General features: G+C 61.9%; 13 protein-coding genes. 9 read left to right on the forward strand and 4 right to left on the reverse strand.

What is annotated here, in order from left to right:
* Positions 1–37 precede the first annotated feature (37 nt).
* From AB3N21_RS17560 to grxD, 7 genes are all read left to right on the forward strand, one after another.
* Positions 38–943 (forward strand): LysR family transcriptional regulator, encoded by a 906-nt coding sequence (locus AB3N21_RS17560; RefSeq protein ID WP_367936434.1) that lies wholly within the window; start codon positions 38–40, stop codon positions 941–943.
* 284 nt (positions 944–1,227) lie between these two features.
* Positions 1,228–3,492, forward strand: a complete 2,265-nt coding sequence (locus AB3N21_RS17565) for a mechanosensitive ion channel family protein (RefSeq protein ID WP_367936435.1) — start codon at positions 1,228–1,230, stop codon at positions 3,490–3,492.
* A gap of 30 nt (positions 3,493–3,522) precedes the next feature.
* On the forward strand, positions 3,523–4,662 hold the full coding sequence (locus tag AB3N21_RS17570) for a BamA/TamA family outer membrane protein (protein ID WP_367936436.1): 1,140 nt from the start codon (positions 3,523–3,525) through the stop codon (positions 4,660–4,662).
* Between the two features lie 87 nt (positions 4,663–4,749).
* Positions 4,750–6,909: a phosphoribosylformylglycinamidine synthase subunit PurL gene (gene purL / locus AB3N21_RS17575; protein ID WP_367936437.1), complete on the forward strand. Its 2,160-nt coding sequence runs from the start codon at positions 4,750–4,752 to the stop codon at positions 6,907–6,909.
* A gap of 169 nt (positions 6,910–7,078) precedes the next feature.
* Entirely contained in the window at positions 7,079–7,315 is a 237-nt protein-coding gene (locus AB3N21_RS17580) for a BolA/IbaG family iron-sulfur metabolism protein (RefSeq protein ID WP_152457878.1), read from the forward strand.
* A 229-nt stretch (positions 7,316–7,544) separates the two neighbouring features.
* Positions 7,545–7,838 carry a hypothetical protein gene (locus AB3N21_RS17585; RefSeq protein ID WP_367936438.1) on the forward strand — a complete coding sequence of 98 codons (294 nt, stop codon included), beginning with the start codon at positions 7,545–7,547 and terminating at the stop codon, positions 7,836–7,838.
* Positions 7,825–8,187 carry a Grx4 family monothiol glutaredoxin gene (gene grxD, locus AB3N21_RS17590; RefSeq protein WP_367936439.1) on the forward strand — a complete coding sequence of 121 codons (363 nt, stop codon included), beginning with the start codon at positions 7,825–7,827 and terminating at the stop codon, positions 8,185–8,187. Before AB3N21_RS17585 ends, grxD begins: the two co-directional genes overlap by 14 nt.
* On the opposite strand, the gene AB3N21_RS17595 is transcribed toward grxD, so the two are convergent.
* The 3 genes from AB3N21_RS17595 to AB3N21_RS17605 are packed head-to-tail and all read right to left on the reverse strand — an operon-like array spanning position 8,188 to position 9,898.
* Entirely contained in the window at positions 8,188–8,538 is a 351-nt protein-coding gene (locus AB3N21_RS17595; RefSeq protein ID WP_367936440.1) for an MliC family protein, read from the reverse strand.
* Complete coding sequence (locus AB3N21_RS17600) at positions 8,538–8,933, reverse strand: cell division protein ZapA (protein ID WP_367936441.1); 396 nt, start codon at positions 8,931–8,933, stop codon at positions 8,538–8,540. The genes AB3N21_RS17595 and AB3N21_RS17600 overlap by 1 nt, the downstream gene beginning before the upstream one ends.
* A complete protein-coding gene (locus tag AB3N21_RS17605; protein WP_367936442.1) occupies positions 8,933–9,898 on the reverse strand; it encodes a hypothetical protein in 966 nt (321 codons plus the stop codon). Before AB3N21_RS17605 ends, AB3N21_RS17600 begins: the two co-directional genes overlap by 1 nt.
* Before the next feature lie 232 nt (positions 9,899–10,130).
* On the opposite strand from AB3N21_RS17605, the gene tkt reads away from it, so the two are divergent.
* Positions 10,131–12,152 (forward strand): transketolase, encoded by a 2,022-nt coding sequence (gene tkt / locus AB3N21_RS17610; protein WP_367936443.1) that lies wholly within the window; start codon positions 10,131–10,133, stop codon positions 12,150–12,152.
* Positions 12,153–12,275: 123 nt separating this feature from the next.
* On the opposite strand, the gene AB3N21_RS17615 is transcribed toward tkt, so the two are convergent.
* Entirely contained in the window at positions 12,276–13,247 is a 972-nt protein-coding gene (locus tag AB3N21_RS17615; protein WP_367936444.1) for a DUF808 domain-containing protein, read from the reverse strand.
* Positions 13,248–13,427: 180 nt separating this feature from the next.
* Here AB3N21_RS17615 and gap point away from each other — a divergent pair, with 180 nt between their 5' ends.
* Positions 13,428–14,429: a type I glyceraldehyde-3-phosphate dehydrogenase gene (gene gap / locus AB3N21_RS17620; protein WP_367936445.1), complete on the forward strand. Its 1,002-nt coding sequence runs from the start codon at positions 13,428–13,430 to the stop codon at positions 14,427–14,429.
* Positions 14,430–14,482 lie beyond the last annotated feature (53 nt).

The following is a 14,482-nucleotide window of genomic DNA, read 5'->3' on the forward strand; positions in this document are numbered from 1 at the left end:
CATATAGGGCTTCCGGCGCATAACGAAAGTTGCGGCGATGGATTGGGACAAGCTCAGAATATTTCACGCGGTTGCCGATGCAGGCAGCCTGACGCACGCAGGTGACAAGCTGAATCTTTCGCAATCGGCGGTCAGCCGGCAGATCCGCGCGCTTGAGGAATCGCTCAATGCAACGCTGTTCCACCGTCACGCGCGGGGACTGATTCTCACCGAACAAGGCGAGTTGCTGTTCGACGCCGCGACCGCCATGTCAAAGCGTCTGGACGCCGCCGCTGCCCGCATCCGCGACAGCGAAGAAGAGGTGTTCGGAGAGCTGCGCGTGACCACCACTTTCGGCTTCGGCACGCTCTGGCTCGCCCCGCGCCTACCGAAGCTTTACGAGAAATATCCCGATCTCAGTATCGACCTGATGCTGGAAGAGCGGGTGCTGGACCTGCCCATGCGCGAGGCCGACGTCGCCATCCGCATGAAAGAACCCAGCCAGGCCGATCTGGTGCGCAAGCGGCTGATGACCGTGCAGATGCTGCTCTATGCCTCGCGCGACTACCTGGATCGGGTCGGCACGCCGGAATCTCTGTCAGACATCAAGGATCACCGGCTGATCTGTCAGAATCCATCCTCGGCTCAGGTTGGGGCGGGCGCTTCGCTGGTGCAGAACCTGATGACCTACAACCCGCAATCCCTGCTGACGGTGAACAACTATTTCGGCGTGTTGCAGGGTGTGCTGCACAATCTGGGCATCGGCGTGCTGCCCGATTACGTGACCGAGGATTTCCCGGATCTTGTGCGCGTCATGCCCGATATTGAAAGCGCGGATGTACCCGTTTACCTCGCATATCCTGAGGAATTGCGGCATTCACAACGGATCGCGGCGTTTCGCGATTTCGTGCAGGAAGAGATAATTTCGCATCGCAAGCAATTGAGGCAAATGGGAAAACTCTAGCTATGCAGCAGAGTCATATCGGACATGTCTCAAATGCCAACTAATTTCCCTTGAATGGCCACAAAGCGATGCCTAAATGGGCAATCGAAGGCGGTGATGCTGTAACGCTCATCATCTTCATACCTCCCTGTTGGACTTCGGCCGAGCTTAGTGCTCGGCCTTTTTTTTCGCCGAACCCTACGGCGACCCTCCCAAGATGACCGCCTGAAATCGCTATGCAAATACGGTGTGTCTGCCTATGATTGTGGAAAACAAACAGTAAATCCGCTTTCGAGGGAAAGTTCATGTTCCGATCTGCCCGCCATTTGCTGGCCTCTCTAGTCATTCTATTTCTGACTCTACCTGCGATGGCCCAGGTATCTGTCACATCCGGAAACGGGCAAGGCGCGGTGGCAGTACCGGTTGTTCCAGAGGATCTGACACCCGAGCAGGTGGATGGTCTGGTGGCACGGATGTCCGACGATCAGGTGCGTGCGCTATTGCTGGAACGCCTTGATGCGGTGGCCGAAAAACAAGCAGCCTCTGCCGCCGATCACGAGGATCCGATAACCGAGATTAACGAGATCTGGGCCGAAATGGTCGCCTCGTGGACGCATGTTCTGACGACCCTGCCGAATATCTTCAGCAAACAGGCCGAAGCCTTCGGCAACTTCGCAACAACCTTCGGGTCGACGGGCGCGCTTGTCTTACTGGGTCTGGTCATCTCGGTCCTTGCCATCGGCTATGTTGCAGAGAGGCTGTTCGGCTACCTGACGCGCAGATGGCACGATCAATCGGACACTCAGACCGAGGCTGACCTCTGGGGCGCGGTCCGGTACCTGTTCCGCCGCTTTTGCCATGAAATCGCCGGGCTGGTGGTTTTCTACGTCGTGATCCGGGCCGCCGGGCGCGCCATGCTGACACCGGACCAGATCACCTACGCCGCCCCGTTCGTGTTCTACCTGATCTGGATTCCACGCCTTGGCGCGGCGGTGTCCCGGTTCGTGCTGGCCCCGAGGAAACCTCATTTCAGACTGGTGAATGTGGACGACCACTGGGCCAAATACCTGCACCGGAACCTGATCGGCCTGCTTCTTCTGATCGGCCTCACTCTGTTCGTCCTGCGCTTCAACGCGCTCAACGGTGTTACCGGAGAAGATACGCGCATCGGGTTCTGGCTGAACGCGGCCATTCACGTCTATATCGGCGTAATCGCCTGGACCGCGCGTGTGGGTTTGTCACAGATGATGCTGGGCACCGACCCGGACCGCACCAGATTCGACGAGGAGGTTGCCCACTATTACCCCTACTTCGCGATCGGTGTGTCGGTGGTGATCTGGCTTCTGGTCGAATTCCTGGTTGCGCAGAATGACCCGGCTATCCTTGCGGTGCTGGTTCACGGGTCACATTTCACGACCATGTTCTGGTTGTTGATCGCGCCCGCGCTTGACACCCTAATTCGTGGGCTTGTGCGCCACCTGCAACCACCGATGTCAGGTGAAGGCCCACTCGCCGAACGCGCTTATCGTTCGGCCAAGCGCAGCTATATCCGCATTGGTCGCGTGGTCGCAGGCTTGTTCGTCGTCTTCATGATTGCCCGCGCCTGGCAACTGGACTTGCGCCATGTGGCTTCGGCAGGTGTTGGCGCCGAAGTCGGCGGAGCGGTCATCGAATTTCTGCTGATCATTGCGGTCGGCTATATCATGAACGAGGTGGTCTCGCTCTGGATCAACCGTCGGCTCGCCAAAGAACAGACCGCAGCGGAGGCGCTGGATGAGGAAGCCGGTGGCGAAGGTGGCGGTGCCGGAGGGTCGCGCCTTGCGACGGTTCTACCCCTGATCCGGGTCACGGCGCAGATAACCATCGCGGTCATCTTCGGTCTGCTGGCGCTCGGTGCGTTGGGTATCAACATCACGCCGCTTCTGGCTGGCGCCGGTGTTCTGGGTCTGGCCATCGGTTTCGGCGCACAAAAGCTGGTCGCCGACATCGTGGGTGGGATCTTCTTCCTGATCGATGACGCGTTTCGTGTGGGCGAATACGTCGATGTGGGCGGCACCATGGGCACCGTCGAAAAGATCTCGGTCCGCTCGATGCAGCTGCGTCACCACCGTGGCCCGGTTCATACGATCCCCTATGGCGAGATTCAGAAGCTGACCAATTTCAGCCGCGACTGGGTGATCATGAAGCTCAAGTTCACCGTGCCATTTGACACCGATCCCAACAAGGTCAAGAAGATCTTCAAGAAGATCGGCGCCGAGATGATGGAGGACGAGGTGCACAAGGATGGCTTCCTGCAGCCCTTCAAGTCGCAGGGCGTGTTTGACTTCGACGACGTCGGCATGATCATCCGCGGCAAGTTCATGGCCAAGCCCGGCAAGCAGTTCACCCTGCGCAAGGAGATCTTCAATCGGGTTAAGGCCGCCTTCAGGGACAACGGGATCGACTTTGCCCGCCGCGAGGTGCGCGTGGCCATTCCGGGTCTGGATGAGACCGACCTGTCCGAACCGCAAAAGGCGGCCGTTGGTGCCGCTGCGGGCGAAGCGGTCAACCAACAGGTCAACAAGCCATAAGGAGGCGAACGCCCCACGGGTGCGTAGGTCATGCTGCAAGCGCTGAAATCATCGCTCGGGATGGTGGGCGGCCTGACTTTGGCCGCTGCGTTGTCGATCGCCGGTACACCCTCGCGATCCCAAGCACCGGGCGTGCTGGATGCCGAGGTCGGTCAGCTGAACAAACCGCACGCGTCCGAGACCGTTGGCATTCGCAACGGGTCGTTCGTGGTCGCACCCATTCCGTTTTCGAACCCGACAATTGGGTCCGGACTGATACTGGGCGCCGGATACCTGTTTCAACTGGACGAAGGCTCGGACCCGTCGGTTATCGGGGCTGCGGTTCTGCGGTCGGATAACGGCTCGCAGGCCGCCGGGGCGGCGCTGAACCTGTATCTCCACGACAACCGCTGGATCATCAAGACGCTCTTTGCTCGCGCCGATGTGCAATACGACCTCTACACCGGCGCCGGCATCCTGCCGGTCCGGCAGGACGGGGTGCTGGGGCAGATCGGCGTCTCCTATGGCGTAACACCCGATCTCTCCTTCGGGCCCAGCTTTCGCTATCTGGATACCACTGTCGCCCCGGCCTTTGCCGGACTGCCGCCAATCCCGCCCCCGTTCGATCAGTTCCTTGAGGTGGAGATCCTCAATGTTGGTCTGGTCGCCGACTGGGACACGCGCGACGACACCATCTATCCCACACGCGGCCACGCACTGCATGTCTCGGCCTCGCGAGGCATCGCGCTCAGCGGTCTGGTACAGGACTACAACAAAGGCTACGTAAACTACTCCCGCTATTTCCCAGTGTCCGAAAAGGGTGTGCTCGCCGCCCGTGCTTCGGTCTGCGCCGCCTCGGCCGAGGCGCCGTTCTTCGATCAATGCGGGCTGGGGACTACCGACGGCTTCCGCGGCTTTTCCGCCACCCAATTCCTGGACCTGCGTGCCGCCTCGCTGCAACTGGAATACCGGCATCGGTTCACGAAACGCCTCGGCGGGGTCGCGTTCGGCGGCGTCGGTCAGGTCGGCCCGGAATTCAGCGAGTTGGATGCGGGCGGCACCCACAGCGCCTATGGCATCGGCGCCCGCTACCGCGTGTCCAGGAAATTCCCCTTGGACTTCTCTGTCGATGTCAGCCGCAATAGCGAACAGGAAAACACGCTTTATATCTATGTCGGGCAACGCTTCTGACCCCTGCGCCCTTCCGCCCCTTTCCCCCGCCGCGCCCTTGCCCTAAAAGGCGCTCAACTTAGGCCAGCTTGGGGACAGGACAGACGCATGCAAGAGCCCGCCATCACACCGGACCTGATCGCAGCTCACGGGCTCAAGCCCGAGGAATACGACATGATCCTCGAGATCATCGGGCGCGAGCCATCCTTTACCGAGTTGGGCATCTTCTCGGCCATGTGGAACGAGCACTGTTCCTACAAAAGCTCCAAGAAATGGCTGCGCACCCTGCCCACCTCGGGGCCCCAGGTGATCTGCGGCCCCGGCGAGAATGCAGGCGTGGTCGATATCGGCGATGGTCAGGCGGTGGTCTTCAAGATGGAGAGCCACAATCACCCGTCATACATCGAGCCCTATCAGGGCGCGGCCACCGGAGTGGGCGGTATCCTGCGGGACGTCTTCACCATGGGCGCGCGCCCCGTCGCCTCAATGAACGCGCTCAGCTTTGGCGAGCCCGGCCACCACAAAACACGGCAACTGGTCAATGGTGTGGTCGAGGGTATCGGCGGCTACGGCAACTGCTTTGGCGTGCCCTGCGTTGGCGGCGAGGTCCGCTTCCATCCCGCCTATAACGGCAACTGCCTCGTGAACGCCTTTGCCGCTGGCCTCGCGGACAGTGACAAAATCTTTTACTCCGCCGCCTCGGGCGTCGGCATGCCTGTGGTCTATCTGGGCGCCAAGACCGGCCGCGACGGCGTCGGCGGCGCTACCATGGCCTCAGCCGAGTTCGATGACACAATCGAGGAAAAGCGCCCCACCGTTCAGGTTGGCGATCCGTTTACCGAAAAGCGCCTGATGGAAGCCTGTCTGGAACTGATGCAGACCGGCGCCGTGATCTCGATCCAGGACATGGGTGCCGCAGGCCTGACCTGCTCGGCGGTTGAGATGGGCGACAAGGGTGGCCTCGGCATCAAGCTGGACCTCGACGCGGTACCCCAGCGCGAAGAGAACATGACCGCCTACGAGATGATGCTGAGCGAATCTCAGGAACGCATGCTCATGGTGCTCAAGCCCGAGAAAGAGGCCGAGGCCCGCGCGGTGTTCGAGAAATGGGACCTCGATTTCGCCATCGTCGGCGAAACCATCGCCGAGGATCGTTTCCTGATCGTCCACAATGGTGAGGTCAAGGCGGACCTGACCCTGTCGAAGCTCTCGTCCACCGCCCCCGAATACGACCGCCCGTGGGAGCCGACCCCGGCAACCGAAGAGCTTGCGGACGTGCCTCAGATCGATCCACTAGACGGCCTGCGCGCCCTGCTCGCATCGCCCAACTACGCGGCCAAGCAATGGGTCTATGAGCAGTACGACACAATGGTCATGGCCGACACCGCCCGCACGCCCGGCCTCGGCGCGGGCATGATCCGCGTGCACGGCACCGACAAGGTGCTGGCCTTCACCTCGGACGTGACCCCGCGCTACGTGCGCGCCAACCCCGAGGAAGGCGGCAAACAGGCGGTGGCCGAGGCCTATCGCAACCTGATCGCCGTGGGCGCCAAACCGCTGGCCTCGACGGACAACCTGAACTTCGGCAACCCTGAGAAGCCCGAGATCATGGGCCAGTTCGTGGGCGCCATCAAAGGCATCGGTGCCGCCTGTGCGGCCCTCGACATGCCCATCGTGTCGGGTAACGTCTCGCTCTACAACGAAACCGATGGCGCCGCGATCCTGCCCACCCCTACCATTGGCGCCGTGGGTCTGCTCGACCACACCGACGACATAATCGGCAACGAGGTACGCGACGGCCATGTGGCCCTCGTCATCGGCGAAACCAAGGGCCATCTGGGCCAGTCCGCCCTGCTGGCCGAGGTCTTCAACCGTGAAGAAGGCGATGCCCCCCATGTCGATCTCGACGCCGAGGCCCGGAACGGAGACTTCATCCGCGTCAACCGCGCCATGATCAAGGCCTGCACCGACATTGGCGACGGCGGACTGGCGCTGGCGGCTTTTGAACTCGCCGAGGCCGCAGACGTGGGCGTCCATCTGGACGAAGCTCCAACCGAGATCCTGTTTGGCGAGGACCAGGCCCGCTATCTGGTCGCCTGCAATTTCGATCAGGCCGAGGCCCTGATGATCGCCGCCGGCCAGGCCGGTGTGCCGCTGGCCTCGGTGGGCCGCTTCACCGGCGACAGCGTCCGCATCGGCGCTTCCGAGGCACCGCTGGAGGAGTTGACCGCCACTTTCCGCACCAGCTTCGCAGCCGCCGTCGCCTGACAAGGGCGCAGATCCAATGCTTCTTCTTGCCAGAAATGCGCATGGCACGCCCGGCCCCAAAGGCGCGCCGTTTGCGTATTTTCAGCAAGAAGAAGACAAGCGCCGCGCTCCCTTGCGCGCCCTCTCGCATCGCTCTACATCTTGAGAAAGACCTTCAGGAGAAACCTACATGCCGATGAGTGCCCACGAGATCGAACACCTGCTTCGCGAGGCCTTTCCCGATGCGGAGATTCAGGTTGGCGGCAACGATGGCGTTCACATGTCCGCAATGGTGGTGGATGAGAGCTTTCGCGGCAAGAACCGGGTCCAGCAGCAGCGCGCCGTCTACGCCGCGCTGAAGGGCAAGATGGACGGCCCGGACGGCGAATTGCACGCGCTGGCGCTGACCACGAAAGTGCCTGAGTGACCTTTGCCGGCTGGGTATATCTCACCTGTGCTCTGATTACCTGCATCGGGGTCGTCTTTGCAGTCCGAAGCAGTTTCACTCGAAATCGGCCCAAATCGAGGCGCGGAGTAAAGCCCGGACAGGGAGACACCCTTGTGACCGGAGGCGAGGTTGCCGGACGCGGGCATTCCATTCCTATTCGAGTCAGCAAAGACCCGCAGGACTACGCCAAAGCCATGGCGCCAAAGAAATGAGCGGCTGGCTGCTCTGGATCGCAGGCGGGATTGTCATTCTGGTGGTTGCCGCCGCGCTCTTTGAGGCCTATTTGAAACGCAACGCAAAGCGGCCCCTGTCAGAGATGCGTCCTGAGCCGGATGAAATCAGCAAGGTCGCGGGCATCGAACGCCATGGGCTGGATCCGGTGGCCTTGGCGCAGGCCGAACACCGGAGACTGGAAGAGGAAGGCTGGGTAAAAGACCTGCCGAACGACAAGACATCTGCCGCAACTGCGCGCGAGAAGGAAACGAATGATGAGCGAAGCTAAGACCCGCATCGACGAGACCGTCAAAGCCAATGACGTGGTGCTCTACATGAAAGGCACCAAGGAGATGCCGCAATGCGGGTTCTCCTCGCGTGTGGCCGGTGTGCTGAACTACATGGGCGTTGACTACACCGACGTGAATGTGCTGGCCGATGACGAGATCCGTCAGGGCATCAAGGACTATTCCGACTGGCCGACCATTCCGCAGCTCTATGTGAAGGGTGAGTTCGTGGGTGGCTGCGACATCATCACCGAGATGACGCTGTCGGGTGAGTTGGACACCCTCTTTGACGAGAACGAAGTGGGCTACAACAAGGATGCCGCCGACAAGATCCGCGAAGCCAACGCCTGATCAGTCAGACCGGCATTCCTTCAGCAAAACCTGCTCGCTGGCGGTGTGATCCGCCGCCAGATATCTCACGGTGGCGTCGCGGCCCTTGACCCGCAGCCAATAACCGTCCTGCTCGTCAGCCACCACGTAGCGCACACCGGACCCGCTGCGCGCCTGCCGCATCGCTACCAGCTTGCCGTCCACCATCATGGCGGCGAGCCCCGGCTCGTCCGGTGGATCGATATAGATGACCGGAAGGGTCACGCCCCGCTCACAGGTGAAAACCACCGAACTGACGGCGGTTTCAGCCCGCGCGCCTGCCGCCGTGAGCACGGCCAGCGCAAGCACCGGCGCGAGGCCTCTGCCCCGCATCAGGTCTGGCTTTTCTCTTCGACTACGGCGGCCAGCGATTCCGCCCGCGCGGCCAGTTCGGCCAGCGTGTCGGTGACCGAGGGCGGAACCACCGCCACCTCGACCCGTTCCGGCGGGGCCTTTGGCGCGTTGCGCAAAGCCATCAGCTCGGCGTCGCGCTCGGCCAGTTTGGCCTCGACCGCCTTGATCCGGTCGTCGTTTGCAGCCGCTTTGTCGGCCAGCATCAGCCCGGCCATCAGCAGCATCCGCGCCTCGGGCATGCGCCCGATCTGGTCGGACAGAACCTGTGCCTCGTCATCAAGCATCTTGGCCGCCGCCTGCAGATAGGATTCCTCGCCGTCCTGGCAGGACACCTCAAAACCGCGGCCACCGATATGAATGGTCAGTTCCGGCATCACTCAACCTCCCCTTCCGCCAGGTTGGCATTGGCCAACAAAGGCTCAAGCCGCGCCAGCACCGCATGCGCTTCGGCAGCATCGGTGGCCCGGGCAGCGCTTACCGCCTCAAGTTCGGTCTGCACCGCCTTGTTCAGCAGTTCGGCATCGGCCACCCCGGCCTCGCCCGCCTGCCGCAGCTCGGCAATGGTTTCGCGCAGTTGATCGTTCGATTTGCGCAAGCGCTGCAGATCACCGTCCAATCGAGACATCGCCTCACCATGGCTGACCCGTTCGGCGCGCAGCATCTCAAGCTCGGCGCTCAGTTCGGCGACCCGCTCGCTATCGGCCAGTTCGGCCTTGAGCGCGGCATTCTCTGTGCGCAGCGCTTCCACGTCTTCCGAACCCTCCGCCTGCCCGCGCAGGGCTTCGATTTCGAGCTTGAGCATTTCGACGTCTTCGCCAGCGTTCAACTGGGCCTTGAGTTCCCCAATTTCAGCCTTCAAGGGCTCGACATCTTCAACCGCGTCCAACTGCGCCCGCAGCGCATCAATCTCGGCCTTCAATAGCGGAACCTCATCGCTGCCTTCCAGCACGGCCTTGGCTTCGGCCAACTCGGCCCGCGCCGCCTCAACCGCCATCAGCTTGGCCGTCGCTTCCGCCAGATCCGCTTTGAGGCGCTCCATCTCTTCCGGGTCGACAACCTGTGCCCGCAGATCTTCCAGCTCGGCCTTCAGCGCCTCGGTGTCAGCGTCCCCGGCAGACCCGTCACGCAACGCCCCAACCTCTTCGGCATGACGTTCCTTCAGTGCTTTCAACCGTTCTTCCAGCTGAGCATTGGCGATCCGCTCTTCTTCCAGCGCCTCGCTCAGGCTCTGATCGGCATCCCCCGCCAGCGCGGGCCGACCGCTCAGCGCCTCGACACCGGCACTGATGCGCTCCATGGCGGCGGTGATACGGCTTTGCAATTCCTCGATCTGGCTCATGCCCCACCTTTGTTTCCAAGGTTCGTATTCGTCTTGGGCGGCCCCGAATCGGCTCCGCCTGGTGATAGCTCTAGTCTACCGAAACGGACGGGAAAATACCCCCCCTTTGCTTTCAAGCACTTGGAGGGCGCTTCTGATGCAGACAGACCCCTTTTCGGCCAGTTCCGCTTGCACTTTGGAGGGTGAATGGTATTGAGCCCGCAATCCGCCCGTAATCCAAAGGAAAACTCCCGTGGACCTGACTGCGCTGCGCACCGCGAACCCTGACCACTGGGTCAAGGCCTCGGCCATTCGTGCCCTCACTCTCGATGCCGTCTCGGCTGCCAATTCCGGCCATTCCGGTATGCCGATGGGCATGGCCGACGTGGCCACCGTGCTGTTCGAAAAGCATCTCAAGTTCGATGCCGCGAACCCGGCCTGGCCGGACCGCGACCGGTTCATCCTGTCGGCAGGTCATGGCTCGATGCTGCTCTATTCGCTGCTCTATCTGACCGGCAACCCCGAGATCACGCTGGACGAGATCAGGAACTTCCGCCAGCTGGGCTCCAGGACCGCGGGCCACCCCGAGAATTTCCTGGCAAACGGGATCGAAACCACCACAGGCCCACTGGGTCAGGGCATCGCCAATGCCGTCGGTTTCGCCATGGCCGAGGAAATCCAGCGCGCCCATTACGGCAAGAAGATCGTCGATCACTACACCTATGTCATCGCCGGTGACGGCTGCCTGATGGAAGGCGTCAGCCAGGAAGCGATCACCCTTGCAGGCCGTCATGAGCTGGGCAAGCTCATCGTGTTCTGGGACAACAACAACATCACCATCGACGGCACCGTCGACATGGCCGACCGCACCGATCAGGTCCGCCGCTTCACCGCCTCGGGCTGGCAGGTGATCGAGATCGACGGCCACGACCCCAAGGCCATCGACGCCGCCATCGCGCAGGCCAAGAAGTCGAAGAAACCCTCGATGATCGCCTGCAAGACGCACATTGCATTGGGGCACGCCGCGCAGGATACCTCCAAGGGCCATGGCGCACTGACCGATGCCGATCAGCTCAAGGCCGCCAAGGATGCCTATGGCTGGGCGTATGGCGCCTTCGAAATCCCAACGGATGTGAAGTCGGCATGGGAGGCCATCGGCACCCGTGGCGCTGCCGACCGCCAAGCGTGGGAAGAGCGGGTCGCCTCGATCTCGGAACGCAAGCAGGCCGAGTTCAACCGGGCCTACGCCTTCGAGGCGCCGAAAAAGCTCGCGGGTGCCATCCGCTCGCTGAAGAAGCAAATCTCGGAAGAGCAGCCGAAACTGGCCACCCGCGCGTCGTCCGAAAAGGTGCTGGGCGTGGTGAACCCAGTGATGTCCGAGACCGTGGGCGGCTCGGCCGACTTGACCGGCTCGAACAACACCAAGACCGCAGATCTGGGCGTGTTCCTGCCGGAAAACCGCAAGGGCCGCTACATCCATTACGGCATCCGCGAGCACGGCATGGCAGCCGCGATGAACGGCATGGCGCTGCATGGCGGCATCCGCCCCTACGGCGGCACCTTCATGTGCTTCACCGATTATGCTCGCCCTGCGATGCGTTTGGCCGCGCTGATGAAGATCCCGTCGGTATTTGTGATGACCCACGACTCGATTGGTCTCGGCGAAGACGGTCCGACCCACCAGCCGGTCGAGCATCTGGCTATCTCGCGCGCGACACCGAACACATATGTGTTCCGTCCCGCCGACACGGTGGAAACCGCCGAGGCGTGGGAAATGGCGTTGACTTTCAAGGACAGCCCCACGGTCCTGTCGCTGACCCGTCAGGGCCTGCCCACCGTGCGCACCGCCCACAAGGCCCGTAACCTGAGCGCTCAGGGCGCCTATGTTCTGGCCGAAGCGACCAGCAAGCGTCAGGCAATCCTGATCGCCACCGGCTCCGAGGTTTCCATTGCGCTCGACGCCAAGGCCAAGCTCGAGGCCGACGGCATCGGCACCCGCGTCGTCTCGATGCCTTGCATGGAGCTCTTTGCCCAGCAGGACGAAGCCTATCGCAAGAAGGTCCTGCCATCCGGCCCGGTCCGCGTCGGCATCGAGGCCGCTGTCCGCGAAGGCGGCTGGGATCACTGGCTGCTGGGCGAGCGCGGACGCGAGGCCAAGGCCGGCTTCATCGGCATGTCCAGCTTCGGCGCCTCGGCCCCTGCGGGCCAGCTTTACGCGCATTTCGGCATCACCGCCGAGGCCACCGTTGCCAAGGTCAAGGACCTACTGGACTAACCCCGTCACAGGCGTCCCCTCTCCCCTCGGGGGAGAGGGCCAGGGTGAGGGGCAGCCAGTCCCGACATCAGCAATCAATCATCATCGAAAGAGGGGCGGCTCATCGAACCTCCCCTTGCTGTTTCAATGCGCCTTGCTCTTTCCTGATACCGCCCCAAGAAGCGGCGCGATCACCTTGGTTGCAAACGGGATCAGGACCAGCCCCAGCGCCAGACCGAACACCCCGTCCATCGTCGCTTTGGACACCCACTCGACTACACCGGTCCACTGCTCGGACACCGCATGACCTGCCGCATAGGCCCAGTCATGAATGTGATGACCCAGCCAGCCAAAGCCCAGCACTTCCAGCCCGTGGATGATGATCGAACCGCCGACCCACAGCATCGCCGCAGTGCCAACCACCGATAGGATCTTCATCAGAACCGGCATGAACTTCACCAACCCGTTGCCCAATCCGCGCCCGATGGGCGTGGGGGCATTCTTGGCCAGAAAAAGCCCCACATCATCCATCTTAACGATCAGCCCTACCGAGCCATAGACTGCAACGGTCACCCCGATGCCCACAACGGCCAGCGTCGCCGCCTGCATCCAGACATTGGGCACCTCGATGGCCGCCAGCGCGATGGTCATGATCTCCGCAGACAGGATGAAATCGGTCTTGATCGCGCCCTTGACCTTCTGCTCCTCGAGATGGCCCGGGTCCTTGATGCTCATGTCCTCTTCGATCACGTGACTGCCGTGCGGGAAGAGCACGTGAAAGATCTTTTCCGCCCCTTCGTAACACAAGTAAGCACCGCCAAGCATCAGCAGCGGCGTGATCAGCAATGGCGCGAAATTGGCCAGCAGCATCGCCACCGGCAACAGCAGGATCAGCTTGTTGAACAGCGATCCGCGCGCGATGCGCCAGATGATCGGCAGTTCCCGCGCCGGGGCAAAGCCCTGAACGTATTTCGGCGTCACCGCCGCATCGTCGATGATCACTCCGGCGGTCTTGGCACCCGCCTTTCCCGCCGCTGCCGCCACATCGTCAACCGAGGCCGCCGCCACCTTGGCGATACCCGCCACATCATCCAACAAGGCCAGAAGACCACTCATCCGCGCGCCCTTTCACTCATCTGCCGCATCTGAACCCTACCTGATCCGGCGCCAAGCTCAAGCGTTAGCGCAATCGTGGCAAGTTTGCGCTAACACTCTAAAAATGCGGCATTTTTCCCCTTTCTGGATCGACACGTCATCGCTATATGGCGTCGAAATGAGTGTATTCGGAGACGCAAGATGACCATCAAGGTCGGTATTAATGGTTTTGGCCGGATCGGCCGCTGCACCCTGTCGCATATTGCCGCCTCGGGGCGCAACGACATCGAAGTGATCAAGGTCAACGCAACCGGCCCGCTGGAAACCACGGCGCATCTTCTGAAATACGACAGCATCCACGGACGTTTTCCGCGGGACATCATCGTGGACGAAAAGACCATGGATCTGGGCCGCGGCCCGATGCAGATGTTCTCGACCTACGAAATGAAAGAGCTGGACTGGGAAGGCTGCGACGTCGTTCTGGAATGCACCGGCAAGTTCAATGATGGACACAAGGCCAAGACACATCTGGAGCGCGGCGCAAACAGGGTGCTGCTGTCAGCACCTGGCAAGAACGTGGACAAGACCATCGTCTACGGCGTGAACCACAACGCGCTGGAGGCCGAGGACAGGATGATCTCGAACGGGTCCTGCACCACCAACTGCCTGGCGCCGCTGGCCAAGGTGCTGGACGAAGGCATCGGCATCGAACACGGTATCATGACCACCATTCATGCCTATACCGGCGACCAGCCGACGCTGGACCGCCGACATGACGACCTCTACCGCGCCCGCGCGGCGGCGATGTCGATGATCCCGACCACCACTGGCGCTGCCAAGGCCCTGGGCGAGGTGTTGCCGAACCTCAAGGGGCGTCTGGATGGCTCGGCGATCCGGGTGCCGACACCGAATGTCTCTGCCGTCGACCTGACCTTCCGCGCGGCGCGCGAGGTGACCGTCGAGGAAGTGAACGCCATCGTGAAGGACGCCGCCATGGGCCCGATGCAACGCGTTCTGGGCTACGAGCCGGCGCCGCTGGTCTCGACCGACTTCAACCATACCGAGGAAAGCTCGATCTTCGCCCCCGACCAGACACGCGTGGTCGACAACCGGATGGTGCGCGTGCTGGCCTGGTATGACAACGAATGGGGCTTCTCGGTCCGGATGGCCGACGTTTCGGTGGCCATGGGCCGGCTAAGCTGAATTCCGCCCAAGCCCTTGAGATTGAACGCCCGCTCAGGTTATCTGAGCGGGCG

The sequence above is a fragment of the Ruegeria sp. genome (assembly GCF_040830605.1).
Taxonomy (GTDB): domain Bacteria; phylum Pseudomonadota; class Alphaproteobacteria; order Rhodobacterales; family Rhodobacteraceae; genus Ruegeria.

Bases quoted from the DNA above. Each gene is read 5' to 3' on its own strand.
- AB3N21_RS17560 (WP_367936434.1), top strand. From the start codon at position 38: ATGGATTGGGACAAGCTCAGAATATTTCACGCGGTTGCCGATGCAGGC.
- AB3N21_RS17565 (WP_367936435.1), top strand. From the start codon at position 1,228: ATGTTCCGATCTGCCCGCCATTTGCTGGCCTCTCTAGTCATTCTATTT.
- AB3N21_RS17570 (WP_367936436.1), top strand. From the start codon at position 3,523: ATGCTGCAAGCGCTGAAATCATCGCTCGGGATGGTGGGCGGCCTGACT.
- purL (WP_367936437.1), top strand. From the start codon at position 4,750: ATGCAAGAGCCCGCCATCACACCGGACCTGATCGCAGCTCACGGGCTC.
- AB3N21_RS17580 (WP_152457878.1), top strand. From the start codon at position 7,079: ATGCCGATGAGTGCCCACGAGATCGAACACCTGCTTCGCGAGGCCTTT.
- AB3N21_RS17585 (WP_367936438.1), top strand. From the start codon at position 7,545: ATGAGCGGCTGGCTGCTCTGGATCGCAGGCGGGATTGTCATTCTGGTG.
- grxD (WP_367936439.1), top strand. From the start codon at position 7,825: ATGAGCGAAGCTAAGACCCGCATCGACGAGACCGTCAAAGCCAATGAC.
- AB3N21_RS17595 (WP_367936440.1), bottom strand. From the start codon at position 8,538: ATGCGGGGCAGAGGCCTCGCGCCGGTGCTTGCGCTGGCCGTGCTCACG.
- AB3N21_RS17600 (WP_367936441.1), bottom strand. From the start codon at position 8,933: ATGCCGGAACTGACCATTCATATCGGTGGCCGCGGTTTTGAGGTGTCC.
- AB3N21_RS17605 (WP_367936442.1), bottom strand. From the start codon at position 9,898: ATGAGCCAGATCGAGGAATTGCAAAGCCGTATCACCGCCGCCATGGAG.
- AB3N21_RS17615 (WP_367936444.1), bottom strand. From the start codon at position 13,247: ATGAGTGGTCTTCTGGCCTTGTTGGATGATGTGGCGGGTATCGCCAAG.
- gap (WP_367936445.1), top strand. From the start codon at position 13,428: ATGACCATCAAGGTCGGTATTAATGGTTTTGGCCGGATCGGCCGCTGC.